Raw genomic sequence first — 14,579 nt, 5'->3', positions numbered from 1 at the left:
ATTCACCGGTCAGTATTGATCTTCGTAACGCTTGGCGAGGTCTTCGATGTTTTCCGGCGGCCAATCCGGCACTTCCATGCCGAGGTGCAGGCCCATCGCCGCCAACACTTCCTTGATCTCGTTCAGCGACTTGCGGCCGAAGTTCGGGGTGCGCAGCATCTCGGCTTCGGTCTTCTGGATCAGGTCGCCGATATAGACGATGTTGTCGTTCTTCAGGCAGTTGGCCGAACGCACCGAAAGCTCGAGTTCGTCGACCTTCTTGAGCAGCGCCGGGTTGAAGGCAAGCTCGGTCACCTGCTCGGCGGCGACTTCCTTCTGCGGCTCGTCGAAATTGACGAACAGGCCAAGCTGGTCCTGCAGGATGCGGGCGGCGAAAGCCACCGCATCCTCGCCCGAGATCGAACCGTCGGTGTCGATCGTCATGGTCAGCTTGTCGTAGTCGAGAACCTGGCCCTCGCGGGTGTTCTCGACCTTGTAGGAGACCTTCTTGACCGGCGAGTAGAGGCTGTCGACCGGGATGAGACCGATTGGCGCGTCTTCTGCGCGATTGCGGTCGGCCGGCACGTAGCCCTTGCCGGTATCGACGGTGAACTCCATGCGGATTTCAGCGCCCTCGTCCAGCGTGCAGATGACGTGGTCGGGATTGAGGATCTCGACGTCGCCGACCGTCTGGATGTCGCCGGCCAGAACAGCGCCCGGTCCCTGCTTGCGCACGACCATGCGCTTGGGGCCGTCACCTTCCATGCGGATGGCGATTTCCTTGATGTTCAAGACGATGTCGGTCACGTCCTCGCGCACGCCGGCGATCGACGAGAATTCATGCAGAACGCCGTCGATCTGCACGGCGGTCACAGCCGCGCCACGCAGCGAAGACAGCAGCACGCGACGCAGCGCATTGCCGAGGGTCAGGCCAAAGCCGCGCTCGAGCGGCTCGGCGACCAGCGTGGTCAGCGTCTTCTTCTTCGAAGAGAACTCGATCTTGTTCGGCTTGATCAGTTCCTGCCAATTTTTCTGGATCATGATGCTTTCCTTCCGTTGACCCGCCACCATCCAATCGTGGCGGGCGACCTGGAATGCCGTGGAGGAACGCTAATGGCGTTCGCGCGGCGTTCGGTAATTTTTTCCCTAAGCGCGTAGCGCTTCAGGTCTCTGTTTTTATGCATGTCGTTGCCCAAAACCGCTGCGCGTTTTGGGCAACAGGCATTAGACGCGGCGCTTCTTGCGCGGGCGGCAGCCATTGTGCGGGATCGGCGTCACGTCACGGATCGAGGTGATGGTGAAGCCGGCTGCCTGCAATGCGCGCAGCGCCGATTCACGACCGGAGCCGGGTCCGCAGACCTCGACCTCAAGCATGCGCATGCCGTGTTCCTGGGCCTTCTTGGCAACGTCCTCGGCAGCCATCTGGGCAGCGAACGGGGTCGACTTGCGAGATCCCTTGAAGCCCTGGGCTCCCGCCGACGACCAGGCAATCGAATTGCCCTGCGCGTCGGTGATGGTGATCATCGTGTTGTTGAAGGTCGAGTTGACGTGGGCAACGCCCGACGAGATATTCTTGCGTTCGCGACGGCGAACACGTGTGGCTTCCTTGGCCATGATGGTCCTTTCAGTTGATCTCTACACCGCCGTAATGCCAGCGGCTCCACCAGGGAGAAGGCAGTAGGGGAATACGGCAGTAGGGCAGTATGTCTGCCGATCCTATTGCCTTACTGCCCTACTCCCGTACTGCCCTAAATTACTTCTTCTTGCCGGCGATCGACTTGGCCGGGCCCTTGCGGGTGCGCGCATTGGTATGCGTGCGCTGGCCGCGAACCGGCAGCGAGCGGCGATGACGTAGGCCGCGATAGCAGCCGAGGTCCATGAGCCGCTTGATGTTCATCGACACTTCTCGGCGCAGATCGCCCTCGACCTGGTAGTCACGGTCGATCGTCTCGCGGATCTGCAGCACTTCCGCGTCGGTCAGCTGGTTGACGCGACGCTCGGCCGGGATGCCGACCTTGTCGACGATCTCCTGAGCGAAGCTCTTGCCAATGCCGTGAATGTACTGAAGCGCAATGACGACGCGCTTGTTGGTCGGAATGTTGACGCCGGCTATACGAGCCATGTTCTTCTCTTCTCCATGTGGGCCGGACAAGCCGGCGCTGTCAAAGTTGCCCCGCGTCCGGTGGAGGCCGGCCCATGCGGGAGTTTCCAGTTCAAAGCGGCTGCCTTGCCCTTGCGGGCAAGCAAGCCTCATGCCTGATAGGAAGACGGGCCGCCATACCCCAGCGAACCGCTCCAGTCAAGCGCAATCGTTTATTTTCCGTTCGCAGACCGTTGCGCCGCCGCTGGGATCGCAGCCGTGAGCACCGCTTCGATCTGCCGCGTCACCGCATCGATGTCGGCCATGCCGTCGACACCTCTCAGCTTGCCCTTGGCATAGTAATAGCCGATCAGCGGCGACGTCTTCTTGTAGTACTCCTTCAGGCGCTCTTCGAACACCGCCGGATTGTCGTCCTTGCGCACCGGCAGACCCGCGGCTTTGGCCTCTTCGGCGCGCTTGCCGATTCGGCCAACCAGCGCCTTGTCGTCGACGACAAGTTCGATGACGGCGTCGAGAGTGAGGCGGCGAGCCGAGAGCATCGATTCAACCGCGTCCGCCTGCACCAGGGTTCGCGGATATCCGTCAAGGATGAATCCCCTTGCGCAATCGGCCTGATCGATACGCTCGGCGACGATAGCGTTGACGATGGCGTCGGAAACCAGTTCGCCAGCGTCCATCACCGCCTTGGCCCGTTTGCCGACTTCGGTGCCGGCCTGGACAGCAGCGCGCAGCATATCGCCCGTCGAGAGTTGGGGAATGCCGTATTTTTCTACCAGTCTTTGTGCTTGCGTCCCCTTGCCCGCCCCTGGCGGCCCAAGCAATATCAACCTCATCTGGCTTTCTTCCCCCCGCGCAGCTTCGACTTCTTGATCAGGCCCTCATACTGGTGCGCGATCAGGTGACCCTGAATTTGCGCCACCGTGTCGAGCGTTACACTGACCACGATCAGAAGCGATGTGCCACCGAGGTAGAATGGTACGCCAGTCGCTGAAATCAGGAACTCGGGCAGCAGACACACCAGCACCAGATAAATGGCGCCGACGACAGTTATGCGGGTAAGGACATAGTCGATGTAATCCGCGGTGCGCTCGCCCGGACGGTAGCCCGGAATGAAACCCGAATGCTTCTTGAGCTGGTCGGCGGTGTCCTTCGGGTTGAAGACGATCGCCGTATAGAAGAAGGCGAAAAACACGATCATCGCCGCATAGAACGCCATGTAGAGCGGCTGGCCATGACCGAGTGCCGCCAGGACGGTGCTGGCCCAGGCTGGCATGTTGGTCGTCTGCGAGAAGCCGGCGACCGTGGCCGGCAGCAACAGCAGCGAAGAGGCGAAGATCGGCGGAATGACGCCGGCCGTGTTGAGCTTGAGCGGCAGGTGCGAGGTGTCGCCCTGGAACATGCGGTTGCCGACCTGGCGCTTGGGATACTGGATCAGCAAGCGCCGCTGGGCGCGCTCGAAGAACACGATCAGCGCGATGACGACGACGGCCAGAACGATGATCGCCAGGATCAGGCCGGTCGACAGCGCGCCGGTACGGCCAAGTTCCAGCGTACCGGAGATGGCTTGCGGCAGGCCAGCGACGATGCCGGCAAAGATGATCAGCGAAATGCCGTTGCCGATGCCGCGGGCGGTGATCTGCTCGCCGAGCCACATCAGGAACATGGTGCCGCCGACCAGCGTGATGACGGTCGAGATGCGGAAGAACATGCCGGGATCGCTGACGATGCCGCTGCCGCCTTCCAGGCCGACCGCAATGCCGTAGGCCTGGACCAGCGCCAAAAGCACGGTGCCGTAGCGAGTATACTGGTTGATGACCTTGCGGCCCTGCTCGCCTTCCTTCTTCAGCGACTCCAGTGACGGGATGACGGAGGTCATCAGCTGCATGATGATGGAAGCGGAGATATAGGGCATGATGCCGAGGGCAAAGATCGCCATGCGCTCGACGGCGCCACCGGCGAACATGTTGAACATGCCAAGCACGCCCTTGCTTTGCGACGAGAAGGCCTGGGCGAAAGCGTCGGGATTGATGCCGGGCAGCGGGATATAGGTGCCGAGGCGGTAGACCAGCAACGCACCAACGGTGAACCAGATGCGCTTCTTCAGATCCTCCGCCTTGGCGAAGGCCGAGAAATTCAGATTCGAGGCTAGTTGTTCAGCAGCCGAAGCCATGCCTGATTCTCCGCTTGGTCACGCTCGATGGCCCGCAACTCAGGCGGCGCGTGTCACCGAAGCTCACGAGATAAGCTCCGGACTGCAAACATGCAAGCGGCCGCGTTGACGCGGCCGCCATATTGAGCAGATCAAAGCGCAATCAAAAGCGAAACGTGTCCCGCTCTGCCGATCGCGCTTCAAATCGCCGTTACTCGGCTGCTGCCTTTTCCGGCAGCTTCACCGAACCGCCGGCCTTTTCGATCTTCTCGATGGCAGCCTTGGAGGCGCCGGCCACGTCGAAGGCAAGCTTCGACTTGATCTCGCCGTCGGAGAGGATGCGCACGCCGTCCTTGACGCGGCGGATGACGCCGGCCGCGACCAGCGCTTCGGCGGTCACGGTCGTCTTGGCGTCGAGCTTCTTGGCATCGAGCGCAGCCTGGATGCGGGCCAGCGACACGACGGCAAAGCTCTTGGCGAAGATGTTGTTGAAGCCACGCTTCGGCAAGCGCCGGTAGAGCGGCATCTGGCCACCCTCGAAGCCGTTGACGGCGACGCCGGAGCGCGCCTTCTGGCCCTTGACGCCGCGACCGGCGGTCTTGCCCGAGCCGGAACCGATGCCGCGGCCGAGACGCTTCCTGGAATGCGTCGCGCCGTCCTTGTCACGCAGATCGTTGAGTTTCATCTGAGTTCTCCTGCGCTCTGGTTCAGCCCTCGTCCACGACGCGGACGAGATGCTGGACGGCAGCGATCATGCCGCGCACGGAGGGGGTGTCCTCCAGCGTGCGCTGCTTGTGCATCTTGTTGAGGCCGAGGCCGACCAGCGTCGCGCGCTGCTCCTTCGGCCGGCGGATCGGCGAACCGATCTGCTCGACGGTGATGGTCTTGGTTGCTTTCTTGGCCATGGTCAATATCCCTGGTCAGCGCGACTATTCTTCGGCCGCAACGGCGGTGCCGCGGCGGGCCTGAAGGGTCGAATACTTGATGCCGCGCGCGGCAGCCACATCCTTGGGATGCATCTGGCTCTTCAGCGCGTCGAAGGTGGCGCGAACCATGTTGTAGGGGTTCGACGAACCCATCGACTTGGCGACCACGTCATGCATGCCGAGCGTCTCGAAGACGGCGCGCATCGGGCCGCCGGCGATGATGCCGGTACCCTGCTTGGCAGCGCGCAGCAGAACGCGTCCGGCGCCCCAGCGTCCTTCGACGTCGTGATGCAGCGTACGGCCCGAGCGCAGCGGCACGAAGATCATGTCGCGCTTGGCCGATTCGGTCGCCTTGCGGATCGCCTCCGGCACTTCGCGCGCCTTGCCATGACCGAAGCCGACGCGGCCCTTCTGGTCGCCGACGACGACGAGTGCTGCAAAGCCGAAGCGCCGGCCGCCCTTGACGACCTTGGCGACGCGGTTGATGTGGACGAGCTTGTCCACCATGCCGTCGTCGCGCTCTTCGCGATCACGGCCGCGGCCGCTATCCCTACGTTCCTGTGCCATATCCTGTTCCTTGTTTTTTTCCGGAAGCACGGTTGATGATGATATCCGGTTCCCTCTATGGGTTGCCGGGAGCGAAACTCATTTTTCCCTTCGCATGATCTTATCCGAAAAGTCTGCAACTTATTGCTGCGCTGACCTCCGGTTCGGGATCATGCTTTAGAAGCTCAAGCCACCTTCACGGGCGGCCTCGGCCAGCGCCTTGACGCGGCCGTGATAGATGTACGGTCCGCGGTCGAAGACGACTTCCTTGACGCCGGCCTTCGAAGCGCGCTCGGCAATCAGCTTGCCGATTGCCACAGCGGCGGCAGTGTCGGCACCGGTCTTGAGCGAACCCTTGAGGTCCTTCTCCAGCGTCGAGGCGGCAGCGATGGTGTGGCCCTTGGCGTCGTCGATGACCTGGACGTAGATGTTCTTCGACGTGCGGTGGACCGACAGACGCGGACGCTCGCCAGCGACCTTCTTGATCTGGCGGCGGACGCGCTGAGCGCGGCGTTGGGTGGAGTCTTTCGAGCCCATGATATCAGTTCCTTGCCTTCAAAAAACGGGGGCAACCCTGTGCGGTAGGACAAGCCTCCCGCGACCGCTCCCCGCGGCGTTGATTTGCAGTGAATGGTGAATGGAAAAATGGTGAAAGGTAGAAACCAGGTGCCGTCCGGCTCCTGCTCTATCCTACTGCCATTTTACCATTCACCATTCACCATTGACGAAATTACTTCTTCTTGCCTTCCTTGCGGACGATCTTCTCGCCAGCGTAACGAACGCCCTTGCCCTTGTACGGCTCAGGACCGCGATATTCGCGGATCTCGGCAGCGACCTGACCGACCTTCTGCTTGTCGATGCCGGTCACGGTGATTTCCGTCGGCTTCGGCACGGTGATGGTGATGTCCTGCGGCGTTTCGTAGACGACGTCATGGCTGAAGCCGAGCGCCAGCTGCAGGTTCTTGCCCTGCATGGCGGCGCGATAGCCAACGCCGGTGATCTCGAGCTTCTTTTCGAAACCGTCCTTGACGCCCTGCAGGATGTTGACGATCTGCGTGCGCGACATGCCCCATTTGGAACGGGCGGTCTTGGTCTGGTCGCGTGGCTGGACAGCGATCTCGCTGCCTTCCATCTTGACCAGCACTTCGTCGTTGACCACGAACTTCAGCTCACCCTTGGGGCCCTTCGCCGTGACGGTCTGGCCGTCGACGGTCGCGGTCACGCCCTGCGGCAGCGAAACGGGTTTCTTTCCAATACGAGACATTTTGTTGTCCTCGTCACTTCTCTTGTTTCAGGTCTCTGTTTCGAGCGTGATCTTGTCCGAATCCGGGTTCCACTTTTCACTGCGTGGTTCGGTTCGGGATCGCGCTCCAGATCAGAAGATCTGGCAGAGGATTTCCCCGCCGACATTCTGTTCACGCGCTTCGTGGTCGGCCATCACGCCCTTCGGCGTCGAAAGGATGGCGATGCCGAGGCCGTTGGCGACGTGCGGGATCGACTTCGCCGAAACGTAAACGCGACGGCCCGGCTTCGAGACGCGGGCGATTTCGCGCACCACCGGCGCACCGTCGAAATACTTCAGCTCGATCTCGATTTCGGACTTGCCGTTGTCGAAGTCGGTCTGGCTGTAGTCGCGGATATAACCTTCCGCCTTCAGCACGTCGAGGACGCGGGTGCGCAGGCGCGAGGCCGGCGTCGAAACGCTCGACTTCTTGCGGCCATAGGCGTTGCGGATGCGGGTCAGCATATCGCCGAGAGGATCGCTCAATGACATGTTATGTCCTCCTTACCAGCTCGACTTGACCAGGCCCGGGATCTGGCCGTTATTGCCGAGATCACGAAGCGCGATGCGCGATACTTTGAGCTTGCGATAATAGGCACGCGGACGTCCGGTGACTTCGCAGCGGTTGCGGATGCGGATCTTGGCCGAGTTGCGCGGCAGTGCCGCAAGCTTCAGCTGAGCGCGGAAGCGCTCTTCCATCGGCTTGGACTGATCCATGATGATCGCCTTGAGGACCTTACGCTTGGCAGCGTACTGGTCCACAAGCTTGCGGCGCCTGTTGTTCTTCTCGACTGAGCTGGTCTTTGCCATTTCAGATTTTTCCTTTTCTCGCTGCCGTTACTGGCGGAAGGGGAAGTTGAAGGCCTTGAGCAATGCCCTGGCTTCGTCGTCCGTCTTCGCAGTCGTACAAACGATGACGTCCATGCCCCAGATCTGATCAACCTTGTCGTAGTTGATCTCCGGGAACACGATGTGTTCCTTGATGCCCATGGCATAGTTGCCACGGCCATCGAAGCTCTTCGGATTGAGTCCGCGGAAGTCGCGGACGCGCGGCAGCGCGATGTTCACGAGGCGGTCGAGGAACTCGTACATGCGTTCCTTGCGCAGCGTGACCTTGGCGCCGATCGGCATCTTTTCACGGACCTTGAAGCCGGCGATCGAATTGCGCGCGTGGGTGACGACGGCCTTTTGGCCGGCGATCAGCGCCAGATCTTCCGCCGCGATCGAAGGCTTCTTCGAATCGCCGGTCGCTTCGCCGACGCCCATGTTCAGCACGATCTTGTCGATGCGCGGAACCTGCATCTCGTTCTCGTAGCCGAACTGCTCCTGCAGCGCCTTGCGGATGGTCTCGTTGTAGACCTGCTTGAGGCGCGGCGTGTTCTGGGCAGTCGCCTGCTTGGTTTGAGCCTTAGCCATTGATGACTTCTCCCGAGCGCTTGGCGACGCGCACCTTCTTGCCGTCCTTCTGGAAGATGAAGCCGACGCGGGTCGGCTTGCCATCCTTGGGGTCGGCCAGCGCGATGTTCGACAGCTGAATCGGCGCTTCCTTGGTGATGATCCCGCCCTCTTGGGACTGGGACTGCTTCTGGTGACGACGGATCATGTTGACGCCGCGCACCAGCGCGGTGTCTTCCTTCGGCTGTACCGAGAGGACTTCGCCCGAACGGCCCTTGTCCTTGCCGGCCAGCACGACGACCTTGTCGCCTTTTCTAATCTTCTGCATTGGTCCGGCTCCTTACAGCACTTCAGGCGCGAGCGAGATGATCTTCATGTGGTTCTTGGCGCGGAGTTCGCGCGGAACCGGTCCGAAGATACGCGTGCCGATCGGCTCTTTCTTGTTGTCGACGAGAACGGCCGCGTTCTTGTCGAAACGGATCACGCTGCCGTCCGGGCGGCGGATGTCCTTGGCCGTGCGAACCACGACCGCCTTCATCACATCGCCCTTCTTGACGCGGCCGCGCGGGATGGCTTCCTTGATCGACACCACGATGATGTCGCCCACGGAAGCGTATTTCCGCTTCGAGCCGCCCAGCACCTTGATGCACATGACACGACGGGCGCCGGAATTATCCGCGACGTCGAGGTTTGTTTGCATCTGAATCATGACTGGCCGCCTTCTTCTCTTCTAACGGGACGGGCGCAAAGCCCCTCCCCGGTCTGTCCAAAATTCGTTGTTTACGCCTGGTCCGAAGATACGACGGTCCAGCGCTTGTCCTTGGAAATCGGCTTCGATTCCTGGATGAACACCTGATCGCCGACCTTGTGGGCGTTGTTCTCGTCGTGCGCCTTGTACTTCTTGGTCATGCGCACGGTCTTCTTCATCACGGGATGCGTGAAGCGCCGTTCGACCTTGACGACAACCGTCTTCTCGTTTTTGTCGCTGACGACGGTGCCCTGCAGAATGCGCTTTGGCATGGTTTTCGTCCTTAAGCCTTCTTAGCCGCGGACTTTTCCGCAGCGATGGTCTTGATACGCGCAATGTCCTTGCGGACCTGCCTCACGCGCGCGGTCTTCTCGAGCTGGCCGGTGGCCTTCTGGAAGCGCAGGTTGAACTGCTCCTTCTTCAGGCTGGCCAATTCGTCGGTCAGTTGGTCCTGGGTTTTGGTCCGGATGTCTTCGGCTTTCATGATCAGCCCGTCCTTATTCTGCGATGCGCTGTACGAAGCGCGTCCTGACCGAGAGCTTGGCCGCGCCGAGACGCAGCGCCTCACGGGCGGTTTCCTCATTGACGCCGTCGATCTCGAACATGATGCGGCCGGGCTTGACGCGCGCCGCCCAGTAATCGACCGCGCCCTTGCCCTTGCCCATGCGGACTTCGGTCGGCTTCGACGTCACCGGCACGTCCGGGAAGATACGGATCCAGACGCGGCCGGCGCGCTTCATCTCGCGGGTGATCGCGCGGCGGGCCGCCTCGATCTCACGCGCAGTGACGCGGTTCGGCTCAAGCGCCTTCAGCCCGAAACCGCCGAAATCCAGATTGGTGCCACCCTTGGCGGCACCATGGATACGACCCTTGAACTGCTTGCGGAACTTTGTGCGCTTTGGCTGCAGCATCGTTCTAACTCCAAATTCTCAACTGTCTCAGGCGTTTTCGCGACGGCGACCGCGTTCGCGCTCACCACCACCGCCATGCGCATGATCGCCCTCGGTGGCGCGGCGCTCCGAAGCCATCGGGTCGTGCTCGAGGATCTCGCCCTTGAACACCCAGACCTTGACACCGCAGATGCCGTAGGCGGTGTGTGCTTCGGCCGTGCCGTAGTCGACGTCGGCGCGCAGCGTATGCAGCGGCACGCGACCTTCGCGATACCATTCCATGCGCGCGATCTCGGCGCCGCCGAGACGGCCGGCGCAGTTGATGCGGATGCCTTCGGCACCGAGGCGCATCGCCGACTGCACGGCGCGCTTCATGGCGCGGCGGAACGCGATACGGCGCTCGAGCTGCTGGGCGATCGACTGGGCGACCAGCGTCGCGTCGATCTCCGGCTTACGCACTTCGACGATGTTCAAATGCGTCTCGGACTTCGTCATCTCCATCAGCTTCCTGCGAAGCTTCTCGATGTCGGCGCCCTTCTTGCCGATGATCAGGCCCGGACGCGCCGCATGGATGGTGACGCGACACTTCTTGTGCGGACGCTCGATCACGACCTTCGAGATCGCAGCCTGCTTGAGTTCCTTCTCAAGATAGTTGCGGATCTTGATGTCCTCATGCAGCAGCTTGCCGTACTCGCCGGTGTTGGCGAACCAGCGCGAATCCCAGGTGCGGTTGATGCCGAGACGCAGACCGATCGGATTGATTTTCTGGCCCATTATGCGGCCTCCACTTTTTCTTCGACTTCACGAACGACGATCGTGAGGTGCGAGAACGGCTTCTCGATACGGCTGGCGCGGCCACGGCCACGGGCATGGAACCGCTTCATGACGATCGACTTGCCGACATAGGCTTCCGCCACGATCAGCGCATCGACGTCGAGGTCGTGGTTGTTTTCCGCGTTGGCGATCGCCGATTCCAGCGTCTTCTTGACCGTGCCGGAAATCCGCTTGGCCGAGAATTCGAGATCGGAAAGCGCTGTCGCGACCTTCTTGCCGCGGATCAGCGCGGCAACCAGGTTCAGCTTCTGCGGGCTGATACGGATCGTGCGCAACACGGCGCGCGCTTCGTTGTCAGCAAGCCTGCGCGGAGCTTTGGCCTTGCCCATGATTATTTCCTCTTCGCCTTCTTATCCGCGCCGTGACCGTAATAGGTCCGGGTCGGAGCGAATTCACCGAACTTGTGGCCGACCATGTCCTCGTTCACCGAAACGGGAACGTGCTTCTGGCCGTTGTAAACACCGAAGGTGAAGCCGACGAACTGCGGCAGGATGGTGGAGCGACGGCTCCACATCTTGATCACCTCATTGCGACCACCTTCACGAACCTTGTCCACCTTCTTGAGAAGGTAGCCGTCGATGAAGGGGCCTTTCCAAATCGAACGAGTCACTTGGCGTTACCTCTTCTTAGCTCTTGCGCTGATGGCGCGAGCGCAGGATGAACTTGTCGGTCGCCTTATTGGACCGCGTCTTCTTGCCCTTGGTCGGCTTGCCCCAAGGCGAAACCGGATGGCGGCCACCCGAGGTGCGGCCTTCGCCGCCGCCGTGCGGATGGTCGACCGGGTTCATGGTCACGCCGCGGTTGTGCGGACGTTTTCCCCGCCATACCGTGCGGCCTGCCTTGCCGTCATTGATGTTGCCGTGGTCCGGGTTGGACACGGCGCCGACAGTGGCCATGCACGAGCCGTGGACGACACGCTGCTCGCCGGAGTTGAGGCGCAGGATCGCCATGCCCTGGTCACGGCCGACGAGCTGGGCATAACCGCCAGCCGAACGGGCAACCTGGGCACCCTTGCCCGGCTTCAGCTCGATGTTGTGGACGATCGTGCCGACCGGCATCGAGGCCAGCGGCATCGCATTGCCCGGCTTCACGTCGACCGCTTCGCCGGCCACGATCTTGTCGCCGGCAGCAAGGCGCTGCGGAGCGATGATGTAGGACAGCTCGCCATCATCATACTTGATCAGCGCGATGAAGGCGCTGCGGTTCGGATCGTATTCGATACGCTCGACCGTGCCGACAATGTCGAACTTGCGGCGCTTGAAGTCGATGATGCGGTACGTACGCTTGTGACCGCCGCCGATGAAGCGGGCCGTGATGCGGCCGTAATTGTTGCGGCCGCCCGATTTGGTCAGGCCCTGGGTCAGGCCCTTGACGGGCTTGCCCTTGTAGAGGCCCGAGCGGTCGACGATGACCAGCTGGCGGGTGCTCGGCGTTATCGGGTTGAATTTTTTCAGTGCCATGTCTGTTGTCCTCGCGGTCTTGCTCAGAGACCCGTCGCGACGTCGATCGACTGGCCGTCGGCCAGCGTCACAATCGCCTTCTTGACGTCGCTCTGGCGGCCGATCGTGCCGCGGAAGCGCTTGATCTTGCCCTTGCGGACAAGCGTGTTCACGGCCATCACCTTGACGCCGAACAGCGCTTCGACGGCAGCCTTGATTTCCGGCTTCGACGCCATCTTGGCGACGTTGAAGACGACCTGGTTCTGCTCGGAAGCCATGGTCGACTTTTCGGTGATCGCCGGCGAGACGATCACGTCGTAGTGACGAAGGTCGGTCATTTGAAGCGCTCCTCGAGAGCCTCGACGGCGGCCTTCGAAAGGACCAGCGTGCCGCGGCGCAGAATGTCGTAGACGTTGATGCCCTGGATGGGCAGCACGTCGATGTTCGGGATGTTCGTCGCCGCCAGCTTAAAGTTCTTGTCGAGCTCGGCGCCGCCGATCAGCAGGGCGTTGGACAGGCCCAGCGTCGCGAAATTCGCGATCAGCGCCTTGGTCTTGGCCTCGGTCAGCATCAACTCATCAATGATGATGAGCGAGGCGCTCTTGGCCTTGGCCGAGAGAGCATGCTTGAGGCCCAGCGCACGCACCTTCTTCGGCAAATCGTGCTCGTGGCTGCGGACGACCGGGCCGTGGGCCTTGCCGCCGCCGCGGAACTGCGGAGCGCGTGCCGAATGGTGACGGGCGCGGCCCGTACCCTTCTGCTTGTACATCTTGGCGCCGGTGCGGGAGATCTCGGCGCGACCCTTGGTCTTGTGCGTGCCCTGCTGCTTCTTGGCAAGCTGCCAGCGCACGACGCGCTGCAGGATGTCCTCGCGCGGATCAAGGCCGAAAATCTCCTCGGAGAGTTTCACCTTGCCGGCGTCCTTGCCGCCAAGCGTTGTGATCTTGATGTCCATTATTCCGCTCCCTCTGTGGCCGGGGCATCTACTGTGGCCGGGGCATCGTTCTTGGCGCCATCATTGGTTGCAATGGCGCGGATTGCGGCGGGCTTCGGCGCATTGGCCGGCAGCGCAACCTTGGCTGCGTCACGGACCAGGATCCAGGCGCCCTTCGAACCGGGAACCGCGCCGCGGATCAGGATCAGACCGCGATCGGCATCGGTCGAGACGACCTCGACATTCTGCGTGGTGACGCGGGTGTCACCCATGTGGCCGGCCATATGCTTGCCCTTGAACACCTTGCCCGGGTCCTGGCGCTGGCCGGTCGAGCCGTGCGTACGGTGCGAGACCGAGTTGCCGTGGGTCGCGCGGCCGCCGCCCATGTGGTGCCGCTTGATGACGCCCTGGAAACCCTTGCCGATCGTGGTTCCCGTCACATCGACCTTCTGGCCGACGACGAAATGATCGACGGTAATCTCGGCGCCGACATCGATCATGTTGTCGGCGGAGACGCGGAACTCGGCAACCTTGGCCTTCGGCTCGACGGAAGCGGTCGCGAAATGGCCGCGCATCGCCTTCGACGTGTTCTTCACCTTGGCAAGGCCAACGCCGAGCTGGACGGCGGTATAGCCGTTCTTCTCCTGCGTGCGCTGCGCCACGACCTGGCAGTTCTCCATCTGGAGAACGGTGACGGGAACATGTTCCCCGGCATCGTTGTAGATGCGGGTCATTCCCACCTTCTTTGCAATCACACCTGAACGCATCGGTTCATTCCTTTAGAGTTCCCTGTCGGGGCTTTCGCCCCTCCACGCCTCTTGTTCCTTCAGAGTTCCCTGTCGGGGCTTGTCGCCCCTCCACGCCTCTTGTTCCTTCAGAGTTCCGAGTCGCCCCGCCGCTCTGGTTCCTTAGAGCTTGATCTCGACGTCGACACCGGCGGCAAGATCGAGCTTCATCAAAGCGTCGACCGTCTGCGGGGTCGGATCGACGATGTCGAGCAGACGCTTGTGCGTGCGCATCTCGAACTGCTCGCGGCTCTTCTTGTCGACGTGAGGCGACCGGTTGACCGTGAACTTTTCGATCCGCGTCGGCAGCGGAATGGGGCCGCGGACGTTGGCGCCGGTGCGCTTGGCCGTCGACACGATTTCCCGCGTCGAGGCGTCAAGCACCCGGTGATCAAACGCCTTCAGGCGGATGCGGATATTCTGTCCGTTCATGCGTCACTTCCTTGTTCTGGCGCGGCGCGGGCAGCGCCCGCGACAGATCGGTTTAAGTCCAAATTACTCTTTGATGGTGACGACGATGCCGGCACCGACGGTGCGGCCGCCTTCACGGATGGCGAAGCGCAGCTTCTCT

27 protein-coding genes are annotated in these 14,579 nt (G+C 61.8%); all 27 read right to left on the bottom strand.

The window, feature by feature from the left end; all coding sequences use genetic code 11:
• Positions 1-9: 9 nt before the first annotated feature.
• Entirely contained in the window at positions 10-1,020 is a 1,011-nt protein-coding gene (locus AC0L17_RS06515; RefSeq protein ID WP_023799278.1) for a DNA-directed RNA polymerase subunit alpha, read from the bottom strand.
• Between the two features lie 183 nt (positions 1,021-1,203).
• Complete coding sequence (gene rpsK, locus AC0L17_RS06510) at positions 1,204-1,593, bottom strand: 30S ribosomal protein S11 (protein ID WP_023799279.1); 390 nt, start codon at positions 1,591-1,593, stop codon at positions 1,204-1,206.
• 139 nt (positions 1,594-1,732) lie between these two features.
• The gene (gene rpsM / locus AC0L17_RS06505; RefSeq protein ID WP_023799280.1) at positions 1,733-2,101 is read right to left on the bottom strand and encodes a 30S ribosomal protein S13; all 369 of its coding nucleotides are present in this window, start codon (positions 2,099-2,101) and stop codon (positions 1,733-1,735) included.
• Positions 2,102-2,292: 191 nt separating this feature from the next.
• Positions 2,293-2,913 (bottom strand): adenylate kinase, encoded by a 621-nt coding sequence (locus AC0L17_RS06500; protein WP_473515208.1) that lies wholly within the window; start codon positions 2,911-2,913, stop codon positions 2,293-2,295.
• Positions 2,910-4,250, bottom strand: coding sequence for a preprotein translocase subunit SecY (gene secY, locus AC0L17_RS06495; RefSeq protein WP_023799282.1), 1,341 nt, complete (start codon positions 4,248-4,250; stop codon positions 2,910-2,912). Before secY ends, AC0L17_RS06500 begins: the two co-directional genes overlap by 4 nt.
• A 190-nt stretch (positions 4,251-4,440) precedes the next feature.
• Positions 4,441-4,914, bottom strand: a complete 474-nt coding sequence (gene rplO / locus AC0L17_RS06490) for a 50S ribosomal protein L15 (RefSeq protein ID WP_027154037.1) — start codon at positions 4,912-4,914, stop codon at positions 4,441-4,443.
• 22 nt (positions 4,915-4,936) lie between these two features.
• Positions 4,937-5,134 carry a 50S ribosomal protein L30 gene (gene rpmD / locus AC0L17_RS06485; protein ID WP_006205449.1) on the bottom strand — a complete coding sequence of 66 codons (198 nt, stop codon included), beginning with the start codon at positions 5,132-5,134 and terminating at the stop codon, positions 4,937-4,939.
• A 24-nt stretch (positions 5,135-5,158) separates the two neighbouring features.
• On the bottom strand, positions 5,159-5,722 hold the full coding sequence (gene rpsE / locus AC0L17_RS06480) for a 30S ribosomal protein S5 (protein ID WP_352766666.1): 564 nt from the start codon (positions 5,720-5,722) through the stop codon (positions 5,159-5,161).
• Positions 5,723-5,878: 156 nt separating this feature from the next.
• Positions 5,879-6,238 carry a 50S ribosomal protein L18 gene (gene rplR / locus AC0L17_RS06475; RefSeq protein ID WP_023799284.1) on the bottom strand — a complete coding sequence of 120 codons (360 nt, stop codon included), beginning with the start codon at positions 6,236-6,238 and terminating at the stop codon, positions 5,879-5,881.
• Positions 6,239-6,431: 193 nt separating this feature from the next.
• Complete coding sequence (gene rplF / locus AC0L17_RS06470; protein ID WP_023799285.1) at positions 6,432-6,965, bottom strand: 50S ribosomal protein L6; 534 nt, start codon at positions 6,963-6,965, stop codon at positions 6,432-6,434.
• A gap of 111 nt (positions 6,966-7,076) precedes the next feature.
• Positions 7,077-7,475, bottom strand: coding sequence for a 30S ribosomal protein S8 (rpsH, locus tag AC0L17_RS06465; protein ID WP_006205453.1), 399 nt, complete (start codon positions 7,473-7,475; stop codon positions 7,077-7,079).
• A gap of 12 nt (positions 7,476-7,487) precedes the next feature.
• Entirely contained in the window at positions 7,488-7,793 is a 306-nt protein-coding gene (gene rpsN, locus AC0L17_RS06460; protein ID WP_023799286.1) for a 30S ribosomal protein S14, read from the bottom strand.
• A gap of 27 nt (positions 7,794-7,820) precedes the next feature.
• Complete coding sequence (rplE, locus tag AC0L17_RS06455) at positions 7,821-8,399, bottom strand: 50S ribosomal protein L5 (RefSeq protein ID WP_023799287.1); 579 nt, start codon at positions 8,397-8,399, stop codon at positions 7,821-7,823.
• The gene (gene rplX, locus AC0L17_RS06450) at positions 8,392-8,706 is read right to left on the bottom strand and encodes a 50S ribosomal protein L24 (RefSeq protein WP_013531428.1); all 315 of its coding nucleotides are present in this window, start codon (positions 8,704-8,706) and stop codon (positions 8,392-8,394) included. The genes rplE and rplX overlap by 8 nt, the downstream gene beginning before the upstream one ends.
• A gap of 12 nt (positions 8,707-8,718) precedes the next feature.
• Positions 8,719-9,087, bottom strand: coding sequence for a 50S ribosomal protein L14 (gene rplN, locus AC0L17_RS06445; protein WP_006205457.1), 369 nt, complete (start codon positions 9,085-9,087; stop codon positions 8,719-8,721).
• A gap of 71 nt (positions 9,088-9,158) precedes the next feature.
• Positions 9,159-9,398, bottom strand: a complete 240-nt coding sequence (rpsQ, locus tag AC0L17_RS06440) for a 30S ribosomal protein S17 (protein ID WP_023799288.1) — start codon at positions 9,396-9,398, stop codon at positions 9,159-9,161.
• A gap of 11 nt (positions 9,399-9,409) precedes the next feature.
• Entirely contained in the window at positions 9,410-9,610 is a 201-nt protein-coding gene (gene rpmC, locus AC0L17_RS06435) for a 50S ribosomal protein L29 (RefSeq protein WP_023799289.1), read from the bottom strand.
• 13 nt (positions 9,611-9,623) lie between these two features.
• Positions 9,624-10,037, bottom strand: coding sequence for a 50S ribosomal protein L16 (gene rplP, locus AC0L17_RS06430; protein ID WP_023799290.1), 414 nt, complete (start codon positions 10,035-10,037; stop codon positions 9,624-9,626).
• Positions 10,038-10,064: 27 nt separating this feature from the next.
• The gene (gene rpsC, locus AC0L17_RS06425; RefSeq protein WP_091591196.1) at positions 10,065-10,790 is read right to left on the bottom strand and encodes a 30S ribosomal protein S3; all 726 of its coding nucleotides are present in this window, start codon (positions 10,788-10,790) and stop codon (positions 10,065-10,067) included.
• Entirely contained in the window at positions 10,790-11,179 is a 390-nt protein-coding gene (rplV, locus tag AC0L17_RS06420) for a 50S ribosomal protein L22 (protein WP_023799292.1), read from the bottom strand. The genes rpsC and rplV overlap by 1 nt, the downstream gene beginning before the upstream one ends.
• A gap of 2 nt (positions 11,180-11,181) precedes the next feature.
• Complete coding sequence (rpsS, locus tag AC0L17_RS06415) at positions 11,182-11,460, bottom strand: 30S ribosomal protein S19 (RefSeq protein ID WP_006205463.1); 279 nt, start codon at positions 11,458-11,460, stop codon at positions 11,182-11,184.
• Between the two features lie 16 nt (positions 11,461-11,476).
• The gene (rplB, locus tag AC0L17_RS06410) at positions 11,477-12,310 is read right to left on the bottom strand and encodes a 50S ribosomal protein L2 (RefSeq protein ID WP_027154041.1); all 834 of its coding nucleotides are present in this window, start codon (positions 12,308-12,310) and stop codon (positions 11,477-11,479) included.
• Positions 12,311-12,333: 23 nt separating this feature from the next.
• Positions 12,334-12,627 carry a 50S ribosomal protein L23 gene (locus AC0L17_RS06405; RefSeq protein ID WP_473515207.1) on the bottom strand — a complete coding sequence of 98 codons (294 nt, stop codon included), beginning with the start codon at positions 12,625-12,627 and terminating at the stop codon, positions 12,334-12,336.
• Positions 12,624-13,244: a 50S ribosomal protein L4 gene (rplD, locus tag AC0L17_RS06400; RefSeq protein ID WP_287178498.1), complete on the bottom strand. Its 621-nt coding sequence runs from the start codon at positions 13,242-13,244 to the stop codon at positions 12,624-12,626. The genes AC0L17_RS06405 and rplD overlap by 4 nt, the downstream gene beginning before the upstream one ends.
• Entirely contained in the window at positions 13,244-13,990 is a 747-nt protein-coding gene (rplC, locus tag AC0L17_RS06395) for a 50S ribosomal protein L3 (RefSeq protein WP_091591200.1), read from the bottom strand. Before rplC ends, rplD begins: the two co-directional genes overlap by 1 nt.
• A gap of 141 nt (positions 13,991-14,131) precedes the next feature.
• Positions 14,132-14,440 carry a 30S ribosomal protein S10 gene (gene rpsJ / locus AC0L17_RS06390; protein WP_006205468.1) on the bottom strand — a complete coding sequence of 103 codons (309 nt, stop codon included), beginning with the start codon at positions 14,438-14,440 and terminating at the stop codon, positions 14,132-14,134.
• A 63-nt stretch (positions 14,441-14,503) separates the two neighbouring features.
• On the bottom strand, positions 14,504-14,579 hold a 76-nt coding region (locus AC0L17_RS06385), incomplete at its 5' end, for an EF-Tu C-terminal domain-related protein (RefSeq protein WP_454589835.1).

The organism is Mesorhizobium sp. WSM4829, from assembly GCF_055811475.1.
The sequence above is the reverse complement of the archived record's forward strand: the minus strand, read 5'-3'. Positions and strand labels throughout refer to the sequence as shown.

What these genes read in the sequence shown, in the direction of transcription:
- secY (WP_023799282.1), bottom strand. Translation starts at nt 4,250, where the DNA reads ATGGCTTCGGCTGCTGAACAACTAGCCTCGAATCTGAATTTCTCGGCC.
- rplN (WP_006205457.1), bottom strand. Translation starts at nt 9,087, where the DNA reads ATGATTCAGATGCAAACAAACCTCGACGTCGCGGATAATTCCGGCGCC.
- rpsK (WP_023799279.1), bottom strand. Translation starts at nt 1,593, where the DNA reads ATGGCCAAGGAAGCCACACGTGTTCGCCGTCGCGAACGCAAGAATATC.
- rplO (WP_027154037.1), bottom strand. Translation starts at nt 4,914, where the DNA reads ATGAAACTCAACGATCTGCGTGACAAGGACGGCGCGACGCATTCCAGG.
- rpsH (WP_006205453.1), bottom strand. Translation starts at nt 7,475, where the DNA reads ATGTCATTGAGCGATCCTCTCGGCGATATGCTGACCCGCATCCGCAAC.
- rplX (WP_013531428.1), bottom strand. Translation starts at nt 8,706, where the DNA reads ATGCAGAAGATTAGAAAAGGCGACAAGGTCGTCGTGCTGGCCGGCAAG.
- AC0L17_RS06500 (WP_473515208.1), bottom strand. Translation starts at nt 2,913, where the DNA reads ATGAGGTTGATATTGCTTGGGCCGCCAGGGGCGGGCAAGGGGACGCAA.
- rpsN (WP_023799286.1), bottom strand. Translation starts at nt 7,793, where the DNA reads ATGGCAAAGACCAGCTCAGTCGAGAAGAACAACAGGCGCCGCAAGCTT.
- rpsQ (WP_023799288.1), bottom strand. Translation starts at nt 9,398, where the DNA reads ATGCCAAAGCGCATTCTGCAGGGCACCGTCGTCAGCGACAAAAACGAG.
- rplC (WP_091591200.1), bottom strand. Translation starts at nt 13,990, where the DNA reads ATGCGTTCAGGTGTGATTGCAAAGAAGGTGGGAATGACCCGCATCTAC.
- rplR (WP_023799284.1), bottom strand. Translation starts at nt 6,238, where the DNA reads ATGGGCTCGAAAGACTCCACCCAACGCCGCGCTCAGCGCGTCCGCCGC.
- rpmC (WP_023799289.1), bottom strand. Translation starts at nt 9,610, where the DNA reads ATGAAAGCCGAAGACATCCGGACCAAAACCCAGGACCAACTGACCGAC.
- rplV (WP_023799292.1), bottom strand. Translation starts at nt 11,179, where the DNA reads ATGGGCAAGGCCAAAGCTCCGCGCAGGCTTGCTGACAACGAAGCGCGC.
- AC0L17_RS06515 (WP_023799278.1), bottom strand. Translation starts at nt 1,020, where the DNA reads ATGATCCAGAAAAATTGGCAGGAACTGATCAAGCCGAACAAGATCGAG.
- rplP (WP_023799290.1), bottom strand. Translation starts at nt 10,037, where the DNA reads ATGCTGCAGCCAAAGCGCACAAAGTTCCGCAAGCAGTTCAAGGGTCGT.
- rplD (WP_287178498.1), bottom strand. Translation starts at nt 13,244, where the DNA reads ATGGACATCAAGATCACAACGCTTGGCGGCAAGGACGCCGGCAAGGTG.
- AC0L17_RS06405 (WP_473515207.1), bottom strand. Translation starts at nt 12,627, where the DNA reads ATGACCGACCTTCGTCACTACGACGTGATCGTCTCGCCGGCGATCACC.
- rplB (WP_027154041.1), bottom strand. Translation starts at nt 12,310, where the DNA reads ATGGCACTGAAAAAATTCAACCCGATAACGCCGAGCACCCGCCAGCTG.
- rpmD (WP_006205449.1), bottom strand. Translation starts at nt 5,134, where the DNA reads ATGGCCAAGAAAGCAACCAAGACCATCACCGTCGAGCAGATCGGTTCG.
- rpsM (WP_023799280.1), bottom strand. Translation starts at nt 2,101, where the DNA reads ATGGCTCGTATAGCCGGCGTCAACATTCCGACCAACAAGCGCGTCGTC.
- rpsJ (WP_006205468.1), bottom strand. Translation starts at nt 14,440, where the DNA reads ATGAACGGACAGAATATCCGCATCCGCCTGAAGGCGTTTGATCACCGG.
- rpsE (WP_352766666.1), bottom strand. Translation starts at nt 5,722, where the DNA reads ATGGCACAGGAACGTAGGGATAGCGGCCGCGGCCGTGATCGCGAAGAG.
- rplF (WP_023799285.1), bottom strand. Translation starts at nt 6,965, where the DNA reads ATGTCTCGTATTGGAAAGAAACCCGTTTCGCTGCCGCAGGGCGTGACC.
- rplE (WP_023799287.1), bottom strand. Translation starts at nt 8,399, where the DNA reads ATGGCTAAGGCTCAAACCAAGCAGGCGACTGCCCAGAACACGCCGCGC.
- rpsC (WP_091591196.1), bottom strand. Translation starts at nt 10,790, where the DNA reads ATGGGCCAGAAAATCAATCCGATCGGTCTGCGTCTCGGCATCAACCGC.